We start from the raw sequence: 24,674 nt of genomic DNA on the forward strand, positions 1-24,674 counted from the left end.
CCTTTATTGATCGGTGAAATTTTGTCTTGGACGGAGGATTCCACTGGTATCATCCTGATTTTTCTGGGGAATTGGCCTTTTGGGCTCAACTACTTTTGGATGCTCGATGTCATAAATTTTGGCTTTGAGCCCATTCATTTCATCCTGCATTTTTTTCATTACATCATTTTGGTTTTTATTCTGCATGAGAACTGCGCCCCAAGCGGCTAGAGACAAAATGAATCCTATAAGAAATACCTTGACCATCGAACTGGAAGTCAGGGGATCCATACCGAAGGTTTTTCCAATTGTATCAAACGCAAGAAAAAAGATCAGATAAAGAATGAAGTAGGCTATCACTACGATTTGAAGGTATTTTGCTATGTTTTTCATGTGATTATAATTTGATTTTTAAAGGCCACACCTGCCTGCCGGCAGGCAGGTGGAATTTCGCATGCATTCCCCCCCCGATAGCTATCGGGGCTATCGGGGCATCCCTCTGTGTGTCGCTTTGGGTCATGCTCGTTTTCATAAGCTATATTTTTTTTAAGCCCACTTAAAATCTCGCTTGGTTGGCAATTCTCCGGGTGTATTTTGCCAGGTGCACAATCGATTTTTTTAGGGCAATTATTTAAAGTTTTCTAATTTAATCAAACTGTCTGAATACTGGAAAGCTTTTGATAAAGTCCTGCTTTTGTCATCAAATCAGAATGAGTTCCTCGCTGTACAATTTGGCCATTTTCAATGACTAATATCTCATCTGCATGCTGGATGGTACTAAGACGGTGAGCAATTACCAAGGTTGTTCGATTGGTCATCAGTTTGGTCAATGCTTCTTGAACCAAAAGCTCCGATTCTGAATCCAATGCTGAAGTGGCTTCATCCAAAATCAGGATTGGGGGGTTTTTCAGCACTGCCCGAGCAATGCTCAATCGTTGCCGTTGGCCTCCGGAAAGTTTGGATCCTCGTTCACCGATGGAGGTCTGATAGCCATTTTCCAGATTAGAGACAAATTCATGTGCATTAGCGATTTTGGCTGCGGCTATCACTTGATCTTCAGTAGTATTTTCAATTCCGAAGGCGATGTTGTTATATACGGAATCGTTAAAAAGAATAGATTCCTGAGTTACGATGCCCATTAGACTTCTGAGATCGGAGGGTGAAAATTCTCTAAGGTCAGTTCCATCAAGTAGAATTCCACCCGAAGTAGGATCATAGAATCTCGGAACCAAATCTGCCAACGTTGACTTCCCTCCTCCAGATGGACCAACCAGGGCAATGGTTTTGCCTTTTTCTAATTTAAAATTGATGTTTTTCAGCACGAGTTTATCCTCATATGCAAAAGATACTTGTCTGAATTCGATAGCTGAATTGAAATCGGAAATTTGCTTTGGAATAGTTGGTGCCTTGATTTGACTTTCGGTGTCCACCACTTCAAAAATCCGTTCAGCCGAAGCGATTCCGCGCTGAATGTTGGATACAGCTCGGGAGATTTCCTTGGCGGGATTCAATACTTGGGTGAAAATTATGATGTAAGTAATGAAATTCGACGCACTCAAATCCGACTCCCCGCTGAGTACCAAACTCCCTCCGTAAACCAAAATCCCCGCTACTACACTGACTCCGAGAAATTGTGAAATTGGGGAGGCAAGTTCATTTTTTCGTGCCATACTCACATTTACCTGGGAGTAGTATTCAGTTTCCTGTTCGAATTTCTGCCCGATGAATCGCTCAGCATTGAAGGCTTTGATTACACGCATTCCTCCCAATGTCTCTTCCAGAATATTGACAATCCTTCCCAAGGACTGTTGACTTTGGATTGCTTTCTTTTTGAGTCTTCGAGTGATTCCTCCGATGATTGCTCCCGAAATCGGGATGATTAGAATGGTGAAAAGTGTCAATTTCACCGACATGAAAAACAGGACCACGAAATAGAGAATAATCGTCGCGGGCTCGCGAAACACAACCCGAAGCGACTGAACAATAGTGTTTTCGACCTCCTGAACATCATTGGTCATTTTGGACATCAGATCACCTTTTCGCTCATTGGAAAAGTACCCGATGTGCAATGCTCCTACTCTTTCAAATATGTCTATCCGCATGCCTTTGATGACGGTGGCCCGAACTTTTGCCAAAACTATACCAGATAGATAGGTGAATAGGTTGGATAGAAAGACCGAAAAAACGATGATGATGCAGACAAAGAACAAGGTTCCCATTTTCCCATAATCATCCTGAACAGATAGGAAGTAGTGGTTGAAAAGCCCTGTGAAATAATCAATGGAAAATGAAAAGGGTGGAAGGGATCTGAATTTCTCCAAAGATTCCGGATCCACTTGCTCGAATATTACATCAAACAGCGGCTTTAGCAGCGTAAAGTTGATCAGTCCAAAAATGATGGAAAAAAGCGTGTAAAAGATGTATGTCGGGACGAATTTGCCAAATGGGCGAGCATATGACAGGATCCGAAGGTAGGTTTTCATCCAATAGCAAGGGGTAATACGGCCTGCAAGTTACAGAAAATTGAATGCAGAGGTTTATTTCAATAGTTGAAGTCCGGTCTGACAAAATTCCATCGGAATGCCAACTGTAAGTAGTGGCTACTTGCAGGGGTGTTCAAATCCTGTGCGGTTCTTCTTCGCATTGTGTGCGAGGCATCCACAAAGAAATTGTGCTTGACCATGTAGGATGCAGTAAGATTGGTCTGAACGACTCTGTTTTCGATTCCCTGACCAATAAAGTTGCCAAACAAACCAGTTGGACTACCCTCTAGGCGATTTTTCAGTACATTTCCTCCCCAATTGACTGCCGCATTTTCATCAGTACCAAAATATTGGTAAAACCCGGTAAAATTCAAGTCCAATCGTGGAAGCGGTTGATACCTTACAATTCCGACAAATTCTCGAAAATTGGCACCTCTAGGGTGGGTGAGGGGAGTATTCCAATTGGAATAAGATTGGTAGTCCACTTTTTCCTGGAAAGTATAGGGTCTGGCCTGATTCCATTCCAACTGTAAATCCAGATTTTTCAAGCCTAAGGCATTGATGTATTTGTAGCCTAGCTGTGCACCATATTTGTTTCGTTTGGAACCCTCACCATCGATCCCAAAGAACTCAGAAAAAACAAATTCATCCAATGCAAACTGTCCATAAAGCTCCATGCCTGGAGTAAAAATCCATTTGGCATCCAAGCCAAGCATGACTTTATCCGGTGTGCCCTGTTGTTGTTCTGCCCACCGGAGGAAAATGATCGGGTTGAAGTAATTGAAATTGATCTTATCGGTCATGATCGATGAGTAAAAGCCCAAATTCAGATTTTTTCCCACATTGAATCCCAGTCGGTTGTAAGCAAAATATTTCTGAGGATATCGCCCATCTGTCGGCCTGCCGCGGTTGTAAAAAACGTCTGCTGTCATTTGGGTCCAGAGATTGGTCAGCTGAAACTTCCAGACCTTGGTATTAAACTTGACAAACATGTAGGGATTCGAGAAGTCAGAGATTTGGAAAGAACGGTATCCCTCACCTGCAAAATTTCGGTCGTGACCCACTTGGATTTCGATGTGCTTGGTTATTTGAAAGGATACATGGCCGAGCGCTGAAAAATAACTGTATCCGTCTCCCTCATATTGCTTCCAAAACCCTTCTCCAGGAACTGCACCGTTATTTTGAGCGTAGCTTTTCACCCAACTTGGAAAGAAAACCTCTGAAGTAGTCAAATAGGTATAAAAGCCTACTTTTTTATCTACAGAACCTCTCATTACCAGTCCTCTTGCAAGTCGTGCCGGATTTCTGACATTGTCTGTTTCTGTTCCTCCGCTGAGATAGATGACAGGACTAAGATGAATTCCAAAATCTTCACCTTCATAGTGTGCGAAATCTCCAGGTCTTCTATAGAGTGATTTAAGGAAGGGTTTTTTCGATTCGGGAGTTTTTCGTTCAGAAAATTCCCAACTGTCCTGACTCAGATAGTCCAGATTAAATTGATCGGCTTTGGATAGAATTACTTTCGGATTTTCTGCGAGGCTGTCAAGAAATTGCGCTACAATATCCCGACGGTAAGGTTTAAATCCACTGTTGAAGAAAGGGTTATTTCTCCCCTGCAATATTTCGTATCGGTCAATTTTGTGGTAGTAATCCCGATCATATGGGATATAAGCGCCTTGGCCGAAACTAATTTGAACTGTGAAAAAAAGACCAAAAGAAAGTACAAGAAGGCCGAAAAGTTGAGTGCTCGTGAATTTTTGCATTACATCAAGTCTAGAAAAGAAATGGGAAATGGATCTAATGTAGAAAGAATTTAACCTGAGCAATGTACCTCTTTTTGAAACAAAGAGGCGGAAAATATAGCTTCCAAATCAATCGATCTCAGGTAATGCCCAGTTTTGCAAGATGCTGGGAATCCGCATCATTTGCTCAATGGCTTCAACTGTTCTTGGAGCATCCTCGGAAAGGTTTACTGGACCATTGGAAGTTACGAGAATATCGTCCTCAATTCTCACGGCAATTCCCCACCATTTTTCGTCACAGTTGCTACCCTCAGGAATGTAGATTCCGGGCTCCACAGTCAAGACAACACCTTCTTTAAGTGATCCATATCCACCTCTATCATGAACATCTAAGCCTAAATGGTGAGAAGTGCCATGTGGAAAGTAATTATGGCGTTCACCTCTTTTTATAATGCCCAGATCTGCGAGTCCTTCATTGATAATTTGACGTGTCACTTGTCCAATTTCTGAAAAATCAGTTCCCACCTTGCAAAGTGCTATCCCTGCTTCTTGGGCCTTATAAACCAATTCATAGATGGCTTTTTCTTCTTCGTTGAATTTGCCGCTGATAGGAATGGTCCGTGTTACATCTGCGGTATACCCTCTCCATTCTGCACCTAAATCCATCAATAAAAGCCGCTGATCGACATTTGTTAGATCATTTTCGATGTAATGAAGAATGCATCCATTATTTCCAGCTCCGACTATGGATGGATAACCCAAACCCTCTGCGCCGTATCGTTTATAGATGAATTCATGGATTCCTTGAATTTCTCGTTCGGACATGCCCACTTTTGCAGCTTTCATCACTTCAATCTGTCCAACGGCAGAAATTTTTACTGCTTTTTTCAGCAAAGCGATTTCTTCCGCTGTTTTGACTTCACGGAGTTGGTCCATCATTTTTGGCAGGGAAGTGATGTCGAGTTTTGAGTCAGGGATGTTTTGCTTTATTGCCATCCTTTTCTCAGGAGAATCAGCTTTTACAAAGTCTGAGAGAATGGGATCTTTTTCCACCTCAGGATAAGTGCGCTGATACCTTCCTATTACCTGTGCGACATTTGCGGAGTTTCCCACTTCAGTGGCACGGATTAGCTCATACATTTCCATGGTTACTTCAGATAGCTCCTTTGGATATTGGGTCTCTGTTTTGAACTTACCAATCATGGAAATCAATGGTGCATTGGCACTACTTTCTTCCTGAGTTTTCCCCAGATTGAACGAAAGGATTTTCTCTGATTCCTGAATATTCAATACGGGAGTTTTTCCAAATTCCTCATTCAAAAACACTTGTTCAAATCCCAGTTTTTCTTTGACTCCATCAACTCCAAGGCGTTTCCCGTTCCATTGTTCAGCTCGAGGATCTCTTGGCTGAACATAGAGGATTTCATTGCTCGAAAAACTATCGAAATTTCGTACCTCACTGAAAATGACTAAAACTGAATTGGGTTCTCTAAAACCAGTCAGGTAAAAAAAGTCTGTATTGGGATGAAAGATGAAATCAACGTCATTGGATCTGTTTTTTGTGGGGTTGGTGAAAATTACCGCAATGCTATTTTTGGGCATTAATTCTCGGAGAGCTTGTCTTCTTTCTTTATGAAAATTAGCGGAAAGTCCATCCTCGAAGTAGGATTGAGAAAAACCGGAAACCACGAAAATCAAAGCCAATACGGCCGAAAGTAAGGATCTAATCATAATTATAAAATTTCAAGCGTTGAAACTGCGTCCTTTTGTCCATTTAACAAAGTGATAATCTATCAAATGTGGGATATCTTTATATTTAGCAAAAAAATATATAAATCATGCGAAAACTATTGGCCTTGGTTATACTGCTTCTTGCAGTCCAATCAGTTTCTTTGGCACAAAGTCAAACAGAAAGACCCAAACTGGTGGTTGGGATAATTGTTGATCAGATAAGGCAAGAATACCTCTATAGATTTGGTGAGCGTTTTGGTGAAGGTGGATTCAAGCGATTTACTGATCAGGGTTTTATGATGACCAATGGTCATTATAATTACATTCCTACTTTCACAGGCCCGGGCCACGCCTCAGTCTACACGGGCACCACTCCAGCCACTCACGGAGTTATTGCCAATAATTGGTTTGTGAAGCAGCTGGGCCGGGCGATTTACTGCGCCGAAGACAGTACTGTGACCAATGTCGCCGGAACTCCGGGAAATGGTCAGATCAGTCCAAGAAACATGCTCACTACCACGATTACTGATGAGTTACGATTTGCCACTGGCAAGAGATCAAAAGTGGTAGGAATAGCAATCAAGGATCGAGGAGCCAGTCTTCCAGCCGGACATACTGGTGATGCGTATTGGTACGATGATGTAAATGGAGATTTTATGACATCTACCTATTACTATGATTCTTTGACTTTGCCTAAGTGGGTTTCGGGATTTAATGCAAAAAAACTTCCGGATAGCTATTTGAAGCAAACTTGGAAAACGCTGTATCCAATCAACACTTATAAAAACAGCATTGCCGACAACAACGACTTCGAAGGCCCATTTTTCGGAAAAGCGACACCAACTTTCCCTTACAATCTCGATTCATTGAAAGCAGATAACGGAGGATATGGATTACTTTCATCTACGCCTTACGGAAATACCCTAACACTCGATTTTGCTTATGCCGCTATTGAAGGGGAAAAGTTAGGACAACGTGGCGAAACAGATTTCTTGGCTGTGAGTTTTTCCAGTCCAGATTATATTGGCCACCGTTTTGGACCTCCATCAGTTGAAGTGGAAGATACCTACCTCAGATTAGATCAAGATCTTGCTAAATTCTTTGATTACTTGGATAAGACTATTGGCAAAGATCAATATCTCGTCTTTTTTACATCTGACCATGGAGTAGCAGAAGTTCCTGCTTACATGATAAGCGAACGCGTACCAGCAGGAAATTTCAACACAGGAATGATACTGAATCAGCTCAGAGGTTTTGCCTTGGCTATGTATGGAGAGGGCAATTGGGTGCTTAATTTTTCCAATGAACAGATTTTTTTGAACAAAGATCTTGCAAGAGAAAAGAAGATTGATTTTGTGCAAATGCAGCGAGATTTTGCTGATTTTTCACTTCGATTCAAAGGAGTAAAAGAAGCGTATACTTCATTCGATTTACGAAATCAGGAATTCACGAAAAACCTTCCCAATCTTCTCCAAATGGGTTATAATCATAAAGCATCAGGTGATGTCTTATTGATTTTGGAACCCGCTTGGTTGGCAGGAGGTCAGCGTGGTACCACCCATGGATCGGGCTATTCCTACGACACACATGTTCCGATTGCTTTCTACGGATGGGGGATAAAGCCTGGCAAAAGCTCGACTTATACCTCCATCACTGATATTGCTCCGACCTTGTCAATTCTACTTAAAACAAGAATGCCAAACGGAACCACAGGTCAGCCTATCAAGGAAATCTTGGATAAATAGTTTTTGACATCAAAAATTAAAAACCCCATTCTAGCAATTTTAGAATGGGGTTTTGTTTTAAGAGCTTGATACATTGTGCGACTCTTTGTTCTTGTCGGTGAATTATTCAGTCCAGCTCATCGGGTAGTTTTTGTCCACGAACTCTAAGGCATCCGTAGTGATGAATAGAGGTCGGTGCGTATCAAGCATCACAGCGTATTCGTGCGTTTCTTTTGCACCAATAGACTTCTCCACTGTTCCCGGATGAGGTCCATGAGGCAATCCACCCATGTGAATGGTGAATGAACCTCTATCGATTCCTTTTCTGCTCATAAATTCTCCCTCTGCATAGTAGAGTACTTCATCCGAATCAATATTGGAATGGTTGTAAGGTGCTGGAATAGCCAATGGATGATAATCAAATAACCTGGGCACAAATGAACAGATCACAAATCCCCAAGCCTGGAAAGTCTGATGAACAGGTGGTGGCTGATGAATTCTTCCTGTGATCGGTTCAAAATCGTGAATCGAAAGTGCATATGGATAAAGAAATCCATCCCAACCAACGATATCCAGTGGGCTATGCCCATAGGAATATTGGTGAAGAAATCCCTGTTTTTTGATCTGAACGAGGTAGTCGCCTTTTTCTTTTTCTATATGCAATTCATGAGGAGGACGGATGTCGCGCTCGCAGTATGGGGAGTGTTCCAATAGTTGCCCCACTTCATTTCTATAGCGTTTGACAGTTTCCACTGGACCTTGAGATTCAATTACCAAAAGCCTCAATGGACCTTCTTCCTTGAACTCAAATCTGTAAATCGTTGTCCGAGGAATCACTACGTAATCCCCTTTTTTGACAACTAATTTTCCAAATTGAGAATAGAGAATACCCTCACCATCGTGAATATAGATGATTTCATCCCCATCCGCGTTTTTGAAGTAGTAATCCATCTTTCGTTTCCGAGGTGTGCAAATACCCATCATGACATCATTGTTCATCATGAGCATGTGACGTGCACTCAGGTAATCTTCCCCGGTTATTTCAACCCCTGAAGTTTTCAGATGCGTTTGGTTAAGACCATGTGCTTTAGCAGGTTCCCAGCTGAATGGTTTTGGAGTCCCGATGGATTTGACTTCGTTGGGATTATAGATGTGGTAAAGATTGGAATAGATACCAGAAAATCCCTTGGAACTGACGAGTTCCTCCTTGTATAAGCTTCCGTCCGGTTGACGAAACTGAGTATGTCTTTTGGGAGGTATTTGTCCCAATCTGAAATAATAAGCCATATTTTTGGGTTTATGTCAGCAAGTTACGATTCTCTTTGAATCATCGAAAATTGAAAAGCAAAAATGGCCGCTTATTCAGACGGCCATTTTTGTTTCAAAAACGAATTAAATTTATTTTTCTTCCTCTTGAAAGATCAACTTTCTGAGGCTTTCCACACTTTCTCCGGTTTTTTCCTGAAGTCTTCCGAGTACTTTATCTTCTTGACCTTCCTGATATAAGAGATCATCGTCGGTGAGTTTAGCATACTTCTCCTTCAATTCTCCTTTAATTTGATTCCAGTTACCTTTAAGTTGTAATGACATAGTTTAAAATTTTTAGATTTATGAATAAAACAATTTACCCTATTACACGGAAAAATTAGAAAATAGTTTAAAAACTAATAAAAATGACATCAAGACTAACATATATACTGATTGTAAGTTTCTGTTTTATAGTGTTTTGTAGACAGGAAGCTTTTTCTCAAAAATTAATCTGGTCTGATGAATTCAGTGATGACGGACTTCCTGATCCAAAAAGCTGGAGTTATGATGTAGGCGACCATGGTTGGGGAAATAAGGAGCTTCAATATTATTCCAAAGAAGATCTGAAAAATGCTCGGGTTGAAAATGGAATTTTGATCATTGAAGCTCATGCGGATCAATCGCACCCAAAGGGCTATACTTCAGCCCGATTAGTTTCCAAAGGAAAAGCTGCATGGCACTATGGCTATATAGAGGTCAAAGCAAAACTTCCCAAAGGAGTAGGAACGTGGCCGGCAATCTGGATGCTTCCTGAGGAAAATAAATTTGGAGGGTGGCCTAAAAATGGAGAAATCGACATCATGGAGCATGTCGGGTATGATCCCGGCAAAGTTCATGGGACTGTACATACCGAAGCGTTCAATCACTCGATCGGAACGCAGAAAGGGGCACAGTTGATGGTCCCGGATTTCCACGAAGAATTCCATGTCTATGCGATTGACTGGAAGGAAGACAAGATTGACTTTTTCATCGATGGGCAGAAATATTTCACCTTTCAGAATACTGGAGGTGATTACAAAGAATGGCCTTTTGATCAACGCTTCCATTTGATCCTAAATATTGCGGTGGGAGGAAATTGGGGAGGTGCTCAAGGCGTTGATTCAGATATTTGGCCACAGCGAATGGAAGTAGATTATGTCAGAGTTTTTGACAAGAAGCCTTAATTAATTTTATTTAGAAAAGGATTTTGCCCAAATCTTGATCCTTCCTTTGTAAAGTCTGATAATGTATCTTACTTAGAAGTTAACAGTTTTGTAATAGACCCAACACATGCAAGATTCTATCCTCAAAAGAAGAAAAGTAAGAGCACTGATCATTATCGGTATTTTGTTACTCTTGCTTTATACCAAAAATCTATTGGAGCGGCAGTCCTTTCAGAGCATTAGCAATACCTTCACTGAGGTGTACAATGACAGATTAGTCGTGGAGGGATATATTTTTCAGATTTCAGAGAATTTATTTCAGATCCAAAAGCTTGTTGATCATTGCAATGTAGATTATGACTACTCGAAGGTAATCCAAGAAATAGCTGCCAATGAAAGGTCAATCCTTGCAATTATCACAGATTTTGAGTCCACCAATTTGACTGAACAGGAAGCTAGCTATCTGGCTGATTTTAAGAAAATCATCGAAACCGATCTTAATATTCAAAGCTACGATTTGCTTTATTCTGATTCCTCGGGTGTAAATAGAGCACAAGTCAAAATCTATGATGATAAGATTACTCTTGCGCGCAAAGACTTGGATAACCTGAGTAAAATCCAAATGGAAGAAGGTGAAAAATTAATCAGCAAAGCCAAAGTTCTGATTAATCGATCCCAGATTTGGGCGCAATTTGAAGTGGCTCTGCTGATTATTCTAGTGGTGGTGATGTTCCTGCTTTTGTTCAGAAAGTCGGAAAGTAGCCGAGGAGTGATTTAATATTCCAAAGCTGCGAGATATTTTGAATTGGTCTCTGCGGCTTCCATTGGAGTACCAGTTGGGAATCTTTCTTGCTCTACAATGAAATGTTGCATTCCTAATTCAGTTGAAAGCCTTATTAATTCCGCATATTGGATTTCGCCTTTACCCAGCAAAACTCCCCTTTGATGCGGGTCTCCCGATCCTGATTCTGCATCTTTCAAATGACAAAGTTTAAATCTTTCGGGAAATTTTGAAAGATATTCCGCTGGATTTGCATTAGCTACGTGCACCCAATAGATATCCATTTCGAAGTCTACCAAAGCCGGATCTGTTTCATTCATCAGAATATCCTGAGGCAAGGCACCCTCTTGATTGACGAAGGTGTAATCGTGGTTATGATAAGCGAATCTAATTCCATGAGCCTTCAACTTTTCTCCGATCTGATTGAATTCATCTGCTTTTTTCTTGTAATCGTCCAATGATTTTTGTGGTCCAATCCAAGGGCAAATCAAGTATTTCATCCCTACTTCAGCGGCCTGTTGTGCTTGAGTATCCAGATTTTCAAAAACATTCGCATGAGTTGCAACCATTGTAGTCCCTGTGTCTGAAAGTAAAGACTTGAATTCGGATGGCTGCATTCCCCAGAGGATTCCTGTGCCTCCATCGAATCCTTCAAATTGTTTATAGCCAAATCCTGCAAGAGAGCGCATTGTCCCTTGAGGATCTATAGCCATATCTTCCTTGACCGAATAAAGTTGAATACCGAAAGTGTCAAGTTTTGACTTAGCTTGTTCTTCAGCTACAGTTTCTTTTTTCGGTGCTGCGCAAAATTGCAATGGCATTACAGCAGCCCCCAGTCCAAGCATTGCACTGGTTTGGATAAATTTTCTTCGTTGATTCTTCATAATTGGGTTGAATTAAAAAGCCTGCCTTTGGGGAGGCAGGCTCAGTTTTGATTATCCTGATTAGTTAAAGGGCAAAAGCTTTGTCACCTTTTTTATAGTCAACACACCCATCATATCTTCCGGGTGACTCAACAAATCTTAGCGCTTGGGTAGCGCCAATTTCGGAGGTGAAATAGCCCAGAACAGTCAGATCACGGAGCATATTGATTATTATAGGCTCTCTTGAATCGCCGCTTGCTTTGAATTTAGTCTGCATTTCATTCAGGAAGGCTAAGCGATCCTCAGCACTTGCTTTCATAAAGTCGGCGCCTTTTTCAGAGTTGAAATCCTTTCTCAATTGATTTAATCCGTCAATGAAGGCTTTTTGCTGATCGGCATCATAAGTGTCTTTCACCATAAATACCATGAATTGACCAATTCCTGCTGCTTTTGCTCCCGGAGTATCAGTGGTAGGTATGATAGTTTCCCCGATTTCGTCCAGAAAAGCAAGGTCTTCAGGACTGAAATTCAGGTCTTTTAGCTGTCGTTCAGGTGAACAACCGGTCATGATGGCTGTGGCACCGATCATCGTGCCTCCCATCATCAGTACGACGCTTTTCAGTGCGTCTCTTCTATTCATTACAGTCATTTCTTTCTCGAATTAGAGGTTCATCTTTTTCAATTCATCCACTGCAAAAGCTGCTGCCCTCGCTGTCAACGCCATGTAAGTCAAAGAAGGATTTTGAGCTGCGGCTGAAGTCATGCAAGCTCCGTCTGTGACAAATACATTTTTTGCTTCCCACACTTGATTGTTTCCATTCAAGACCGATGTCTTTGGATCACGACCCATTCTAGCGGTGCCCATCTCATGGATTCCTTGCCCAAATGTGTATCCGTTATCGTAGGTTTTGACATTTTTGAAACCAGCTACTTCAAGCATTTCTGCTGCATCAGCCATCATGTCTTTACGCATTTTCAGCTCATTGTCCTTGATTTCGGCACTCATTACAAGTGCTTCCATTCCCCATTTGTCTTTCACAGAGTCTGAAAGCTTGATGGTGTTGTCGTGGTAAGGAAGAATTTCCCCGAAAGCTGTAAATCCAACGCTCCATGGCCCTGGTTCAGTCAAGGCATCTTTCATTGGAGCTCCAAAACCCAGCTCAGCCACGTCTCTGTTCCAGCCACTACGGCTAGCACCCCCTTGATATCCGAATCCGCGAATGTAATCACGCTTTTCTCCATTCAGGTTTCTGAATCTTGGAATATAGAGGCCTGTTGGTCTTCGGCCAAAATAGTATTTGTCTTCATAACCTTCCATGGTGCCACCGGCACCCAGACGGAAGTGGTGATCCATTACATTGTGTCCTAGTTCTCCTGAAGAAGATCCCAATCCACCGGGCCAGATGTCTGTAGCTGTTCGCATCAAAATTGCAGTCGAGTTGAATGCTGAAGCACATAGAAAGACGATTTTTGCATCGTATTCTACGGTCTGATTGGTTTCAGCATCTAATACTTCTACTCCGGTAGCTTTTTTGGTGTCTTTGTCATAGATCAATCTCCTTACTATCGACCAAGGTCTCAAGGTAAGATTTCCTGTAGCTTGAGCCGCAGGAAGCGTGGAGGCCTGAGTACTGAAATATCCTCCAAAAGGACAGCCTAAGGAGCACTTGTTTCTGTACTGGCATCCAGGTCGTCCTGGAAGTGGTTCAGTATTATTGGCGGGACGACCTATGGTCCAATTTCTTGCGCCTTTGTAGTGTTCTTTGATTTTAGCTGCGGCGTCGATTTCCACACAGTTCATGGGAACAGGCTTCTGAAATTCTCCGTCAGGTAAGATGGCTAATCCATCTTTAGAACCGGATACTCCGATGAATTTTTCTACATAGCTATACCAAGGAGCTACATCATTGTATCGAATTGGCCAATCAACAGCAATTCCATCTTTTGCATTTGCTTCAAAGTCCACATTTGCCCAGCGATAAGATTGTCTGCCCCAAAGCAAGGATCGACCACCAACCTGATATCCTCTAAACCACGTGAATGGTTTATCTTCTACATAAGGAGAGTCACTTTCGTGAGCCCACCAGTCGAGATTGAGCTCATTGAGCACATAATCCCTTCTAAGGTTAGGGTGATTAGCAATTTGTTCTACAGTCCTTCTTCCTCTGTGAGGAACTTCCCAAGGGGCAAGGGTGGCACTTTTGTAATCTTTTACGTGCTCAACCATTGGGCCTCTCTCCAGGAGCAGTACTTTTAGCCCCTTCTCCGTCAGCTCTTTAGCGGCCCATCCGCCACTAATTCCTGACCCAACTACGATTGCGTCATACGCTTCATTTGCCATAGGTATGGTATTTTTGGTTTGTTAAATTACACATCGCAGACCTGCACAGCTTGAGCAAGTGCGGCGATTTTGTCTTCTGATTTCGGGATAAATTCATGGGAGACATATCCTTTGTAGCCAGTCGCCACAATAGCTTTCATCACAGCGGGATAGTTGATTTCCTGATTTTCATCCAGTTCATTTCTGCCGGGATTCCCAGCTGTATGATAATGACCGAAATATTGATGATTTGTTTGAATGGTTCGGATGATATCTCCCTCGTCGATTTGCATGTGGTAGATGTCGTAAAGTAATTTGAAGTTTTCGCTCCCGACCATTTTGCAAAGTTCTATCCCCCAAGGTGATAGATCACACATGTAATCCTTGTGATTCACTTTGCTATTGAGCAATTCCATCTGAATTATCACTCCATGCCTTTCAGCTACAGCCATGATCTTTTTTAATCCTTCGGAGCAGTTTTTCATGCCCACTTGATCATCCATTCCGTTTCTGTTTCCGGAGAAACAGATCAGATTTTTGTATCCATATTTTGCGACTACCGGGATTAATTCGGTATAATTTTTTATCAATTCAGCATGATATTGAGGATCGTTCCAGCCCTTTGGAATTCCGAGTTCGGCTCCGTTACACATAGAGCATTCTACGCCATGGGTTTTGAGTGTATCCCAACCCTTGGGTCCAACCAGGTCGATTGCGTTAAATCCGATTTTTTTAACCGCCACACATAGCTCATCCAAGTTGAGTGAAGGCATAGTCCAAGCGCAGACGCCGTGATTGATATTTCCCTTTAGGTGAAGTGGGGCATTGCCATCTTTCCAGTCGAAAGAAGCTAATGTGCCCATGGCAGCACCACCAAGGATCATTTTCTTGAAGGATGACCTTCTGCTTGAATCAAAACTCATAGGTATTTGGGGTTTAAAGGTGAGGCTTCACTTTTTCTTCTTTGAAAAAAGCTGTGAAAAATAGTAAAACCATTACTGAAATACCAGAAGGAATCAACCAAATTGACTTCCAGAAGTGAAGACCGGTCTCATCGAGGTAGTAATTGGAGATTTGACCTGCTGCCCAGAAGCCGATTAGCATTCCAATGCCGTAGGTAGCAAGGGTAATCAGGCCTTGTGCAGAGGACTTAAATTTTTCACCCGCATGAGAATCCGTGTAAATCTGCCCGCTGACAAAAAAGAAATCATAGCAAATCCCATGAAGTATAATCCCAACTAAAAGCATCCAAACTCCGGAATCTGCATCACCGAATGCGAAAAACACATATCTGATCGCCCAGGCCAACATGGCTACTATCATAGTATTTTTAAATCCAAATCGAGTAAAGAAAATTGGTAATGCAAGTAGAAACAAAACTTCGGAAACTTGTCCTAAAGCCATTTTTCCGGTAGAGTTTTCTACACCAATTTCAGTCAAAAAAGGACTGGCATTCTGGTAGTAAAAGGCCAAAGGAATGCAAATCAAAATTGAGGAAAGAAAGAAGATAGCGAAATTCCTATCCTTTAGAAGTGAAAGTGCATCTAAGCCCAAAATTTCAGAAAGTTTAATCTTCCCGGTGGATTTAGCTCGGGGAGGTGTGGCAGGGAGAGTGAAACTGTAAATGCCTAAAATCAAAGAAACGAAAGCTGCTGTGATCCAGGTGTTTTTTAAAAATCCACTTGCTAGGCCAGCCTGACTGTCCCAAGCTAAATAGGAGATCAACATGCCTGCGGCAATCCAACCAATCGTTCCCCATATTCTGATGATGGAAAACTCCTTGGCGGGATCTTTCATTTGATTGAATGAAATCGAATTGACCAAGGCCAGTGTAGGCATGAAAATAATCATGTATGCTAGAAGCACAGGAAAAAACCCTGAGAAGTCAGTGGCAGAATAAAGCAAATACATTAGTCCAGCACCAATCAAGTGGATTACGCCTAAAATTCGTTGGGCGTGAAAATAACGATCTGCAATCAGACCCACGATGAAAGGAGCGAAAATGGCACCAAAAGATTGGGTCGAAAAGGCGAGTGAGATATCTTGGTCTTTGGCTTGGAGGTTATTTCCAAGAAAAGTACCCATCGTCACATACCAAGAGCCCCAAACAAAAAACTCCAAAAACATCATCAATGAAAGGCGGATCTTTGTTGGGAAATTCATAGAGTGATTTTGGATTGAAAAACGGAAATTCGTTTCTGAAATTTAGATTTTGGGCTTTTTGCTGTATTTTAAGCATCTCCTTTGAGATTCTGAAGAAAGTGGCTAAAAAGTTTTGTCAAAGCCACTCATAACCCAATTTAGCAACTGATCATATTAAGGCCTTGAAACACTTAGGAACCCCGAAATTTCCAATAGAATTAATTTTCAACTCAATAAAACCTGATAAACTAATCTTTTGACCCATGTCAACAGCTAAAAAATTAAAACTCGGACTTGTAGGTGGAGGGCCTGGTTCCTTTATTGGTGCCATCCACTTAAACGGTGCCTTGATGGACGGATTGTTTGAATTGGTATGTGGGGCCTTCAGCTCAAATCCAGCCAAGTCCAAACAAAGAGGAGAGGAACTTATGCTTGATCCAAGCCGTGTCTATGGCTCATATGATGAGATGTATGAAAAAGAATCTCAATTACCGGAAGCGGACCGAATGGATGTAGTAGCGATAGTAACGCCTAACAATGTACATTTTGATCCGACGGTTAAAGCACTCAAATATGGCTTTCATGTAGCATTGGATAAGCCTTTGACGCTGAATTATGCAGAGGCAAAAGAGCTGTACCAGATCGTTAAAAATTCTGACAGGCGATTTTTACTGACACATACCTACTCAGGCTATCCTATGATTAAGCAAGCCAAGCAGATGATCTCCGATGGCAAAATCGGAAAAGTTAGAAAGGTATATATCGAATACCCTCAAGGTTGGTTGTATAAACTTTTGGAAACTGAAAATAATAAACAAGCAGAATGGCGGACTGATCCTGCCAGAAATGGTTTAGCAGGCTGTATGGGTGATATTGGAACGCATGCTTTTCACATGGCGGAATATATTTCCGGGCAGAAAGTCTCATACCTCTGCGCTGATCTTTATATCAAAATCGAGGGCAGACCTATTGATGATGATGGAGTAGTTTTACTTCGATTTGAAAATGGTGCTTCCGGAGTTTTGATGGCTTCTCAGACCGATACAGGTTGTGAAAACAACCTAAAAGTCCGCGTCTATGGAGAAAAAGGTGGTGTGGAATGGGAGCAAGAACTCAATAATTCCTTGACGGTTCGTTTTCCAAATGAACCTGCACAAATTTTCCGAGCAGGTACGGGTTATTTGGGCTCATTGGCTCAGGAAAATACCCGAACTCCAGCAGGACATCCAGAGGGATATATCGAAGCTTTTGCAAACTTGTACAGAAATTTTGCCCGCTGCATTTATGCGGATCGTGCAGGTGAAAAACCAAAGTGGGAGTGGGAAGATTATCCCGGAATCGAAGACGGTATTCGCGGAATGGCCTTTATCGATCATGTTCTTCAGAGTACTCAATCCGAGGTAAAGTGGACACCATTTGTAGTAGAAAAATAATTTTGGCTCAAAATTCAAACCATACATACCATGAAAACTATCAAAGGCCCAGCAATCTTTTTGGCGCAATTTGCTGATGACAAGGCCCCGTTCGACAACCTGAAGAACATCAGTAACTACATGGCCGATCTTGGCTATAAGGCCGTGCAAATCCCAAGTTGGGATGGCAGGATGATTGATTTGCAAAAAGCTGCAGAAAGCAAAACCTATGCTGATGAGATCAAGGGAATCGTGGCAGATGCCGGAATGGAAATTTCCGAACTTTCCACACATTTACAAGGTCAACTTGTCGCAGTTCATCCAGCATATAACGAACTGTTTGACGGCTTTGCCCCAGCAAATCTCAAAGGAGATCTTAAAGGCAAATCAGAATGGGCTACGCAGCAATTGAAATTTGCAGCCAAAGCGTCAGCTAATCTTGGATTGACAGCTCATGCCACCTTCTCAGGAGCCTTGATGTGGCATACGGTTTATCCATGGCCACAACGTCCCGCAGGATTGGTTGAAACTGGTTTCACCGAATTGGCAAAAAGATGGACGCCTATTTTAAATGAATTTGACTCATATGGAGTCGATGTATGCTACGAACTGCATCCCGGAGAGGATTTGCATGACGGGATCACGTTTGAAATGTTCCTTGAAAAAGTAGGTGGTCACAAGCGTGCAAATATTCTCTACGACCCAAGTCACTTTGTGCTTCAATGCCTTGATTATCTTCAATTCATTGACTTTTACCATGACCGAATCAAGATGTTCCATGTGAAGGATGCCGAGTTTAATCCAACCGGAAAGCAGGGAGTTTATGGCGGATTTCAAGGCTGGGTGGAGCGTGCAGGAAGATTCCGTTCATTAGGTGATGGACAGGTTGATTTTGCTGGTATATTTAGCAAACTTTCTCAGTACAATTATGACGGTTGGGCTGTTTTAGAATGGGAGTGTGCCATCAAGCATCCGGAACAAGGAGCGGCAGAGGGCGCACCGTTTATAGAAAGTCATATTATTCGGGTTACAGAAAAGGCATTTGATGACTTTGCCGGAACCGGGGCCGACGAGGCATTCAATAAAAAAATACTTGGAATCTGATTTACTAAAAAAACAAATACTCAAAAAATGAAGATCAACAATTTATTTACCGTGGGAATGATTGCATTGGCAGGTTTGACCTTTGCATGTGGTGGTGGAGAAAAGGCGGCAGAGTCTACATCGGTAGCATCTGCTCCAGCCAAAGAAATGAGCCTAGAAGAAAAGTATCAAAATGACCCGATTTACATCAAAGGTTTGGAGAAAGTGAAGGCTTCAGATTGTACTTCCTGTCATATGGTAGAAAGGAAAATCGTCGGCCCTTCTTATGCTGAAGTTGCCGCCAAGTATGAAAACACTGAAGCTAATGTAACGTTGCTTGCAACGAAGGTTATTCAAGGAGGTGTAGGTGTTTGGGGCGAAGTTCCGATGCCAGCTCATCCTGGTTTGAGTGAGGATGATGCGAAGGATATGGTTCGTTACGTACTTTTGCTTAAAAAATAACCCATGAAGAAGAGCTATTTGGCAATGTGGGCAGCGGCTGGACTTCTTGCCGCCTGCTCAGCTCCTAAATCTGAAGAAAAAGCAACTGCTGAAACTTCAGCAGTTGAAGCCTCAAATGAGGAATGGACTTCACTTTTTGATGGTCAGACATTCAATGGCTGGTCAAAATATGGAGGAGGTGAAGTAGGTAAAGCCTGGAAGATTGAAGATGGGGCATTATTTCTGGACGCTACAAATAAAGCAGGTTGGCAAACAGGAGACGGTGGTGATATCGTAACCAACGATGAGTTTGAAAATTTCCATTTTAAGTATGAGTGGAAAATTGCTCCAAAAGGAAATAGCGGCGTGATTTTTCTTGTTCATGAATCCCCGGAATTCAAATATCCATGGTTAACCGGTCCTGAAATGCAGGTTTTGGACAACAATGGCCATCCTGATGCAAAGATCGTTAGCCACAGAGCAGGTGATCTATATGATTTGATCGTGAGCAGTGAGGAGACTGTGAAGCCGGTAGGTGAATGGAATCAGGCTGAAATTATAATCAATCAGGGAAAGCTTGACCTATTTCTAAATGGAGTGAATATCGTTTCCACTACGCTATGGACGCCTGAATGGGATTCCTTGGTTGCAAAAAGTAAATTCAAGGACATGCCTGGGTTTGGGAAATACAAGAAGGGAAAGATCGCTCTCCAAGATCATGGCGATCTGGTTTATTTCCGAAATCTTGAAATCAAGAAACTTTAAAACAAAAAGCCTCGAAAATTTTCGAGGCTTTTTGTTTGTGATAATTGGGATTGGCTCAGAGTCTAGTGACATTATCCTTACGGATGTATGCGATTTTTTCTTTCCATTCCACTTCATACCAGATGTCTTTCGAAGCTCTGATTTTGACACGATGACCCGGCTCTACCAGATCAACTCTTTCCCCTCCTGCACTTGGTTTCGAAACGATCAGGGTTGGGCTTTTAGTAACAAGGGCTGCATTTTGAGATTTGAGGAAATTATTTGTTACAAAGATAAGCGTGATCAATAAAATGGATGGCCAGTAAAATCTAGCCTCGGTCAGTTTGTTTCCTTTGGACCAAAGGAAAATCAAGGAAATAATCAATATCAAGGTTAAAGCCCCAACAATAATCTCTTTGTATTCCAATAAAAAAAGCACGAATCTCATTCGATCACTTACCTCATACCCTACCAATTCCGTTTGTCCGGTTAAACTTTTGATTTTGGTAATAGTCTGGGCATTAGGGCTGAGGTCATAGTATTTACTTAGATAAAGCGTAGCTTTTTCCTTGTCTCCCATACCTTCAGTTATGAAGGCCATTTTGAGGAGCATCGAAGGCGAATAAATCCCTAATTGATAGTTTCCTTGATAAATTTCCAATGCTTCCTTATAGCTTCTCTGTGAAAACAAAGAATCTGCTACTAAAAGTTGGGGTACATTGGCCTGACAATGAATACTTTGTATAAACAGGAAAAAAAATATAGAAAGTTTTGTCAGAAAGATTGATTTGGGGCTTGGCATTTAGAATCGAGAGTCATAAATTTGCAGTCCAATTACGGCATTGATCGGACAAAAAGCAAGTCTAAAAAGCCATTTTGGAAGATTTAAGAAGGCTTAACGAGGTTTTCAAAAAGATAAAATATTAGATTCTGTACCCCGATAGCTGTCGGGGTGGTAGAGCATCCCGTCCCGATAACTATCGGGATCTTCGGCTAGGTTCTGGGTTCGGGATCAAAATAAAGGAAAGCTTAAAGAGGTTTTCAAAAAGATAAAATATTAGATTCTGTAGCTCAGCTGGTAGAGCAATACACTTTTAATGTATGGGTCCTGGGTTCGAATCCCAGCGGGATCACAATTTTAATTCGCAAGGAGTTAAAAAGTAAAAAAGTCTTCGGGGTGTAGCGTAGCCCGGTATCGCGTCCCGATTGCTATCGGGAAGGTCCCAAGTTCGAATCCCTCAAGTAGTAAACGAACTGCTTGAATTTTAATAATGAGTAAAAAAGTCTTCGGGGTGTAGCGTAGCCCGGTATCGCGCCACATTTGGGATGTGGAGGTCGTAGGTTCGAATCCTGCCACCCCGACTTAATTAATAACTAGAAGTAGTTATCCAGGTCCGCTAGCTCAGCTGGATAGAGCAACTGCCTTCTAAGCAGTAGGTCTTAGGTTCGAATCCTAAGCGGATCACGAACAGTTAGGCGGAATCACGTTCCGCTTTTTTATTTAATTAAAATCAGATTCTGTACCCCGATAGCTATCGGGGTGGTAGAGCATCCCGACATTTATCGGGAGGGTTCTGGTTTCGAGTTCAACGAAAGTTTAACGAAGCTTTCCGAATTATTAAATATCTGATTCTGTAGCTCAGCTGGTAGAGCAATACACTTTTAATGTATGGGTCCTGGGTTCGAATCCCAGCGGGATCACTAAGCAGACTAGAAATGGTCTGCTTTTCTTATTTATAGTCTATAAAAATATTATGATTAAATAGCTCAGCCGGTAGAGCATCCCGTCCCGATAGCCATCGGGATCATCGGGAGGGTCCTGGGTTCGAATCCCAGCGGGATCGCAAAAGCAGACTAGAAATGGGCTGCTTTTTCTTTTTATAGCTTCTTTATAAATAGTAACCCTTCTAGAATTTTAAAGGATCAAGATGCTTGAAGTGTCCGTTTAATTTAATTTTCTCTTTGGCGCTCTCTACCGCTTTGATCACTGGAATCATTCTTTTAAAATGTCGGATCAAAAAGTCTGCTCGATCACTTTCTGATTCCATTAGTAGCAATTCGAGTTCTTCTTCTAACCTTAGTCCTACCTTATGAGCGAAAGTGTATGAATTGATTGAGAGCGGATCGAATTCTACTTCAAAATTCAACAGGAAGAGCATTTCTTTCAAATAAAAAATAAATTCATGATGCTTAACCTCGGTGATTTTTGGGTCATTTTGAATGAAAGACACATTTCCACCGGCATAAAGCTTTCCCTTGGAGGGGTTATCAAAGCTTAAAATTTTAAAAACGCTCAAACCTCTAGTCTGAATATCCAATCGACCATCATCATAACGTTTGCTTACCTTTTCCAACATTACTTCGGTTCCGAACCCACTCAGTTTGTCTGTGAATACACAAATCCCAAAACTACTGCCAGTTTCTTCCACATCTGTAAGGAGCTCCCGATACCTTGGCTCAAAGATGTGAAGGTTAAGTTCCTCACCTGGAAAGGCTACTAAGTTTAAAGGGAATAATGGTATATACATTTTAAGTCTTTTAGCTCATAACCTATTTAAACCTATTAAGTTGTCGATTCTAATCCTTTTAAACGAAAAAAGCCCCGAATTGCTTCGGGGCTCAAGGATTTATTTTCTTGCCATATAGGCGAGTAGGTCGACCACTTTGTTAGAATAGCCCCACTCATTGTCATACCAAGCAACTACTTTCAAAAACTTATCTGAAAGTTGAATTCCTGCTTCAGCGTCAAAGATGGAAGTTCTAGGGTCTCCGACAAAATCAGTTGAAACCACTGCATCTTCGGTGTAACCAAGTACCCCAACCATGGTAGTTTCAGATACTTCTTTCATTTTAGCACAAACTTCTTTGTATGTGGCAGGCTTTGATAACTTCACGGTTAGATCAACCACAGATACATTTGGAGTTGGTACTCGGAAAGCCATACCAGTCAATTTTCCGTTCAATTCAGGGATCACCTTTCCCACAGCCTTAGCGGCGCCCGTTGAAGATGGGATGATATTCTGTGCCGCGCCACGTCCACCTCTCCAGTCTTTTGCAGATGGACCATCTACTGTTTTCTGAGTGGCAGTTGTTGCGTGAACCGTAGTCATCAAGCCTTCCTCGATTCCCCAGTTGTCATTCAATACTTTTGCGATTGGCGCCAAGCAGTTAGTAGTACAAGAGGCATTCGATACGAACACCATGTCAGAAGTGTAAGACTCCTCATTCACTCCCATGACAAACATTGGAGTATCGTCTTTTGATGGTGCAGACATGATTACTTTTTTTGCGCCTGCATCAATATGACCTTGGGCAGTTTCTTTGGTTAAGAAAATACCTGTTGATTCGATGATATAGTCAGCTCCTACTTCACCCCACTTTAGGTTTGCGGGGCTTTTTTCAGAAGTCACACGGATTTTATTTCCATTCACGATTAAAGAACCGTCTTTTACCTCCACGGTACCTTTGAATTGACCGTGTGTTGAATCATATTTTAACATATAGGCCATGTAATCGACATCAATGAGGTCGTTAATCGCTACTACTTGAATGTCTTCTCTTTCCTGGGTCACTCGGAAAGCTAATCGTCCGATTCTTCCGAATCCGTTGATTCCTACTTTAATTTTGCTCATAAGTATTGTTGATTTTGAGTATAGGTTTGATTTCACAAACTTTATCAGGAAGCCACTTTAGGCTAAAATATCCTGACTGTTGCTAAGTTATCACAAAATAACGGTTAGCCCAAACTTCTACAGCGTCCTCTTGAACCCAAATGTATTTTATATTAATTCAATCGATTTCGAATAAAAACATTTTCAGATTCAACTTGAAAATTGATTCTTTGAGAAAAAAAGAGGTTTTTAAAATCATTAAACCAAGCCCATGTTTGTTAATGCAATTCAAAAAGTCGCCGGATTTACGCGCGCCATACATTCTATTTCCAGGAATTTTGGAGGAGGAAAAATTGAAAGGGGAGCCGCAACCCTCTTTTTTGTCAATCAAGAGGGATGGGCCTTGACTTGTAAACATGTGGCTCAATGGATTACCCAAGCTGACGCAATCAACAAAAAGTATTTGCAATATCAGACTGAATCTGCGGGCCTAAATACAGGACAAAGGAAAGCCCTTGCAAAAAGAATGGGACTGGATGAATCGAAGACAGCTGAGATGAAAGTGACGTTTGTGGATTGTGTCAATCATATTTCGAATATTCGATTTTTTCTTCATTCAGAGTATGATTTGGCGTTGCTGAAGTTTGAGGGGTTTGAAAAAGTATCCATTTCCGGTAATCCTATTTTCCTGAAAGAAGATCAAAGCGCTCAACCTGGCGCAATGCTTTGTCGGCTGGGATTTCCTTTTCCCGAGTTTTCAAACTTTCAGCTAAATGAAGAAAAAGACACATTGGAATGGATTAAGACCGGACAACCTCGGTCTCCACGTTTTCCGATTGAAGGGATGCTCACTCGGTTTTTGGGAGATAAAAGTGGTAAGGTCTATGGAATTGAGATGAGTACACCGGGTCTTCGAGGGCAAAGTGGTGGGCCTTTGTTTGATAATGAAGGTAGAATTGTCGGGATGCAAAGTCGGACCAAACATTTGCATCTAGGCTTTGATATCGAAGAAAAGGAAGTGATAGCTCATGGCAAGGTCAAAAAAGTCAATGATTACGCATTCATTCACCTTGGAGAGTGCATTCACGTTTCAGTGATCAAAGAATTTCTTAGAAAGAATGAAGTGAACTTTGAGGAGGGGTAAAGGAAAAGCCGGATCAATTTGAGG

Annotated in this window: 22 protein-coding genes and 4 tRNA genes; 12 read left to right on the forward strand and 14 right to left on the reverse strand. The window is 41.7% G+C overall.

Annotated features, from left to right (window positions below; genetic code table 11):
* Positions 1–3: 3 nt before the first annotated feature.
* The 4 genes from ACK4HU_RS16920 to ACK4HU_RS16935 all read right to left on the reverse strand — a co-directional run bounded on the left by ACK4HU_RS16920 (position 4) and on the right by ACK4HU_RS16935 (position 5,935).
* Entirely contained in the window at positions 4–372 is a 369-nt protein-coding gene (locus tag ACK4HU_RS16920; protein ID WP_409808744.1) for a hypothetical protein, read from the reverse strand.
* 257 nt (positions 373–629) lie between these two features.
* Positions 630–2,462: an ABC transporter ATP-binding protein gene (locus tag ACK4HU_RS16925; RefSeq protein WP_409808745.1), complete on the reverse strand. Its 1,833-nt coding sequence runs from the start codon at positions 2,460–2,462 to the stop codon at positions 630–632.
* Between the two features lie 59 nt (positions 2,463–2,521).
* Entirely contained in the window at positions 2,522–4,225 is a 1,704-nt protein-coding gene (locus tag ACK4HU_RS16930) for a hypothetical protein (RefSeq protein WP_409808747.1), read from the reverse strand.
* Positions 4,226–4,333: 108 nt separating this feature from the next.
* A complete protein-coding gene (locus tag ACK4HU_RS16935) occupies positions 4,334–5,935 on the reverse strand; it encodes an aminopeptidase P N-terminal domain-containing protein (protein WP_409808749.1) in 1,602 nt (533 codons plus the stop codon).
* A gap of 107 nt (positions 5,936–6,042) precedes the next feature.
* Here ACK4HU_RS16935 and pafA point away from each other — a divergent pair, with 107 nt between their 5' ends.
* Positions 6,043–7,680 (forward strand): alkaline phosphatase PafA, encoded by a 1,638-nt coding sequence (gene pafA / locus ACK4HU_RS16940; RefSeq protein WP_409808751.1) that lies wholly within the window; start codon positions 6,043–6,045, stop codon positions 7,678–7,680.
* Between the two features lie 102 nt (positions 7,681–7,782).
* Here pafA and ACK4HU_RS16945 read toward each other — a convergent pair whose 3' ends face one another.
* Positions 7,783–8,946 (reverse strand): homogentisate 1,2-dioxygenase, encoded by a 1,164-nt coding sequence (locus tag ACK4HU_RS16945; RefSeq protein ID WP_409808753.1) that lies wholly within the window; start codon positions 8,944–8,946, stop codon positions 7,783–7,785.
* Between the two features lie 111 nt (positions 8,947–9,057).
* Entirely contained in the window at positions 9,058–9,249 is a 192-nt protein-coding gene (locus tag ACK4HU_RS16950; RefSeq protein WP_409808755.1) for a CsbD family protein, read from the reverse strand.
* Positions 9,250–9,332: 83 nt separating this feature from the next.
* Between ACK4HU_RS16950 and ACK4HU_RS16955 the strand changes: the two genes are divergently transcribed.
* Positions 9,333–10,130, forward strand: coding sequence for a family 16 glycosylhydrolase (locus ACK4HU_RS16955; protein WP_409808756.1), 798 nt, complete (start codon positions 9,333–9,335; stop codon positions 10,128–10,130).
* Between the two features lie 106 nt (positions 10,131–10,236).
* Positions 10,237–10,887 carry an MCP four helix bundle domain-containing protein gene (locus ACK4HU_RS16960; protein ID WP_409808758.1) on the forward strand — a complete coding sequence of 217 codons (651 nt, stop codon included), beginning with the start codon at positions 10,237–10,239 and terminating at the stop codon, positions 10,885–10,887.
* Here the strand turns inward: ACK4HU_RS16960 and ACK4HU_RS16965 are convergent.
* The 5 genes from ACK4HU_RS16965 to ACK4HU_RS16985 form a co-directional block, all read right to left on the reverse strand.
* Positions 10,884–11,774, reverse strand: coding sequence for a sugar phosphate isomerase/epimerase family protein (locus ACK4HU_RS16965; protein WP_409808760.1), 891 nt, complete (start codon positions 11,772–11,774; stop codon positions 10,884–10,886). The genes ACK4HU_RS16960 and ACK4HU_RS16965 overlap by 4 nt on opposite strands.
* A gap of 64 nt (positions 11,775–11,838) precedes the next feature.
* Complete coding sequence (locus tag ACK4HU_RS16970) at positions 11,839–12,393, reverse strand: gluconate 2-dehydrogenase subunit 3 family protein (protein WP_409808761.1); 555 nt, start codon at positions 12,391–12,393, stop codon at positions 11,839–11,841.
* Positions 12,394–12,414: 21 nt separating this feature from the next.
* Positions 12,415–14,094: a GMC oxidoreductase gene (locus ACK4HU_RS16975; protein ID WP_409808762.1), complete on the reverse strand. Its 1,680-nt coding sequence runs from the start codon at positions 14,092–14,094 to the stop codon at positions 12,415–12,417.
* A 26-nt stretch (positions 14,095–14,120) separates the two neighbouring features.
* Positions 14,121–14,996 carry a hydroxypyruvate isomerase family protein gene (locus ACK4HU_RS16980; protein ID WP_409808764.1) on the reverse strand — a complete coding sequence of 292 codons (876 nt, stop codon included), beginning with the start codon at positions 14,994–14,996 and terminating at the stop codon, positions 14,121–14,123.
* Positions 14,997–15,009: 13 nt separating this feature from the next.
* Positions 15,010–16,236 (reverse strand): nucleoside permease, encoded by a 1,227-nt coding sequence (locus tag ACK4HU_RS16985; protein ID WP_409808766.1) that lies wholly within the window; start codon positions 16,234–16,236, stop codon positions 15,010–15,012.
* A gap of 242 nt (positions 16,237–16,478) precedes the next feature.
* On the opposite strand from ACK4HU_RS16985, the gene ACK4HU_RS16990 reads away from it, so the two are divergent.
* From ACK4HU_RS16990 to ACK4HU_RS17005, 4 genes are read left to right on the forward strand one after another with little or no spacing between them, the layout of a single operon-like run.
* The gene (locus tag ACK4HU_RS16990; protein ID WP_409808768.1) at positions 16,479–17,648 is read left to right on the forward strand and encodes a Gfo/Idh/MocA family protein; all 1,170 of its coding nucleotides are present in this window, start codon (positions 16,479–16,481) and stop codon (positions 17,646–17,648) included.
* A 30-nt stretch (positions 17,649–17,678) separates the two neighbouring features.
* Positions 17,679–18,731: a sugar phosphate isomerase/epimerase family protein gene (locus tag ACK4HU_RS16995; RefSeq protein WP_409808770.1), complete on the forward strand. Its 1,053-nt coding sequence runs from the start codon at positions 17,679–17,681 to the stop codon at positions 18,729–18,731.
* A 27-nt stretch (positions 18,732–18,758) separates the two neighbouring features.
* Positions 18,759–19,172 carry a c-type cytochrome gene (locus ACK4HU_RS17000; RefSeq protein WP_409808772.1) on the forward strand — a complete coding sequence of 138 codons (414 nt, stop codon included), beginning with the start codon at positions 18,759–18,761 and terminating at the stop codon, positions 19,170–19,172.
* Between the two features lie 3 nt (positions 19,173–19,175).
* Positions 19,176–19,916 (forward strand): DUF1080 domain-containing protein, encoded by a 741-nt coding sequence (locus ACK4HU_RS17005; protein ID WP_409808773.1) that lies wholly within the window; start codon positions 19,176–19,178, stop codon positions 19,914–19,916.
* A 55-nt stretch (positions 19,917–19,971) separates the two neighbouring features.
* On the opposite strand, the gene ACK4HU_RS17010 is transcribed toward ACK4HU_RS17005, so the two are convergent.
* Positions 19,972–20,508, reverse strand: a complete 537-nt coding sequence (locus ACK4HU_RS17010; RefSeq protein WP_409808775.1) for an SH3 domain-containing protein — start codon at positions 20,506–20,508, stop codon at positions 19,972–19,974.
* Positions 20,509–20,955: 447 nt separating this feature from the next.
* Here ACK4HU_RS17010 and ACK4HU_RS17015 point away from each other — a divergent pair.
* The 4 genes from ACK4HU_RS17015 (at position 20,956) to ACK4HU_RS17030 (ending at position 21,596) form a co-directional block, all read left to right on the forward strand.
* Positions 20,956–21,028, forward strand: a tRNA-Lys gene (locus tag ACK4HU_RS17015).
* Between the two features lie 155 nt (positions 21,029–21,183).
* A tRNA-Pro gene (locus tag ACK4HU_RS17020) sits at positions 21,184–21,257 on the forward strand.
* Positions 21,258–21,286: 29 nt separating this feature from the next.
* Positions 21,287–21,360: transfer RNA gene (locus tag ACK4HU_RS17025), tRNA-Arg, on the forward strand.
* Between the two features lie 163 nt (positions 21,361–21,523).
* Positions 21,524–21,596 (forward strand) — tRNA-Lys (locus tag ACK4HU_RS17030).
* A gap of 206 nt (positions 21,597–21,802) precedes the next feature.
* Here the strand turns inward: ACK4HU_RS17030 and ACK4HU_RS17035 are convergent.
* Both ACK4HU_RS17035 and gap read right to left on the reverse strand, forming a co-directional pair.
* Complete coding sequence (locus ACK4HU_RS17035; RefSeq protein ID WP_409808777.1) at positions 21,803–22,423, reverse strand: LON peptidase substrate-binding domain-containing protein; 621 nt, start codon at positions 22,421–22,423, stop codon at positions 21,803–21,805.
* A 99-nt stretch (positions 22,424–22,522) separates the two neighbouring features.
* The gene (gene gap, locus ACK4HU_RS17040; RefSeq protein ID WP_409808779.1) at positions 22,523–23,527 is read right to left on the reverse strand and encodes a type I glyceraldehyde-3-phosphate dehydrogenase; all 1,005 of its coding nucleotides are present in this window, start codon (positions 23,525–23,527) and stop codon (positions 22,523–22,525) included.
* A gap of 250 nt (positions 23,528–23,777) precedes the next feature.
* Here gap and ACK4HU_RS17045 point away from each other — a divergent pair, with 250 nt between their 5' ends.
* Entirely contained in the window at positions 23,778–24,650 is an 873-nt protein-coding gene (locus ACK4HU_RS17045; RefSeq protein WP_409808781.1) for a serine protease, read from the forward strand.
* The last annotated feature ends 24 nt before the right edge of the window (positions 24,651–24,674 follow it).

The sequence above is a fragment of the Algoriphagus sp. genome (genome assembly GCF_046296635.1).
GTDB lineage: Bacteria > Bacteroidota > Bacteroidia > Cytophagales > Cyclobacteriaceae > Algoriphagus.

Coding starts and splice junctions, on each gene's coding strand:
- ACK4HU_RS16920 (WP_409808744.1), bottom strand. CDS start 372: ATGAAAAACATAGCAAAATACCTTCAAATCGTAGTGATAGCCTACTTC.
- ACK4HU_RS16925 (WP_409808745.1), bottom strand. CDS start 2,462: ATGAAAACCTACCTTCGGATCCTGTCATATGCTCGCCCATTTGGCAAA.
- ACK4HU_RS16930 (WP_409808747.1), bottom strand. CDS start 4,225: ATGCAAAAATTCACGAGCACTCAACTTTTCGGCCTTCTTGTACTTTCT.
- ACK4HU_RS16935 (WP_409808749.1), bottom strand. CDS start 5,935: ATGATTAGATCCTTACTTTCGGCCGTATTGGCTTTGATTTTCGTGGTT.
- pafA (WP_409808751.1), top strand. CDS start 6,043: ATGCGAAAACTATTGGCCTTGGTTATACTGCTTCTTGCAGTCCAATCA.
- ACK4HU_RS16945 (WP_409808753.1), bottom strand. CDS start 8,946: ATGGCTTATTATTTCAGATTGGGACAAATACCTCCCAAAAGACATACT.
- ACK4HU_RS16950 (WP_409808755.1), bottom strand. CDS start 9,249: ATGTCATTACAACTTAAAGGTAACTGGAATCAAATTAAAGGAGAATTG.
- ACK4HU_RS16955 (WP_409808756.1), top strand. CDS start 9,333: ATGACATCAAGACTAACATATATACTGATTGTAAGTTTCTGTTTTATA.
- ACK4HU_RS16960 (WP_409808758.1), top strand. CDS start 10,237: ATGCAAGATTCTATCCTCAAAAGAAGAAAAGTAAGAGCACTGATCATT.
- ACK4HU_RS16965 (WP_409808760.1), bottom strand. CDS start 11,774: ATGAAGAATCAACGAAGAAAATTTATCCAAACCAGTGCAATGCTTGGA.
- ACK4HU_RS16970 (WP_409808761.1), bottom strand. CDS start 12,393: ATGAATAGAAGAGACGCACTGAAAAGCGTCGTACTGATGATGGGAGGC.
- ACK4HU_RS16975 (WP_409808762.1), bottom strand. CDS start 14,094: ATGGCAAATGAAGCGTATGACGCAATCGTAGTTGGGTCAGGAATTAGT.
- ACK4HU_RS16980 (WP_409808764.1), bottom strand. CDS start 14,996: ATGAGTTTTGATTCAAGCAGAAGGTCATCCTTCAAGAAAATGATCCTT.
- ACK4HU_RS16985 (WP_409808766.1), bottom strand. CDS start 16,236: ATGAATTTCCCAACAAAGATCCGCCTTTCATTGATGATGTTTTTGGAG.
- ACK4HU_RS16990 (WP_409808768.1), top strand. CDS start 16,479: ATGTCAACAGCTAAAAAATTAAAACTCGGACTTGTAGGTGGAGGGCCT.
- ACK4HU_RS16995 (WP_409808770.1), top strand. CDS start 17,679: ATGAAAACTATCAAAGGCCCAGCAATCTTTTTGGCGCAATTTGCTGAT.
- ACK4HU_RS17000 (WP_409808772.1), top strand. CDS start 18,759: ATGAAGATCAACAATTTATTTACCGTGGGAATGATTGCATTGGCAGGT.
- ACK4HU_RS17005 (WP_409808773.1), top strand. CDS start 19,176: ATGAAGAAGAGCTATTTGGCAATGTGGGCAGCGGCTGGACTTCTTGCC.
- ACK4HU_RS17010 (WP_409808775.1), bottom strand. CDS start 20,508: ATGCTCCTCAAAATGGCCTTCATAACTGAAGGTATGGGAGACAAGGAA.
- ACK4HU_RS17035 (WP_409808777.1), bottom strand. CDS start 22,423: ATGTATATACCATTATTCCCTTTAAACTTAGTAGCCTTTCCAGGTGAG.
- gap (WP_409808779.1), bottom strand. CDS start 23,527: ATGAGCAAAATTAAAGTAGGAATCAACGGATTCGGAAGAATCGGACGA.
- ACK4HU_RS17045 (WP_409808781.1), top strand. CDS start 23,778: ATGTTTGTTAATGCAATTCAAAAAGTCGCCGGATTTACGCGCGCCATA.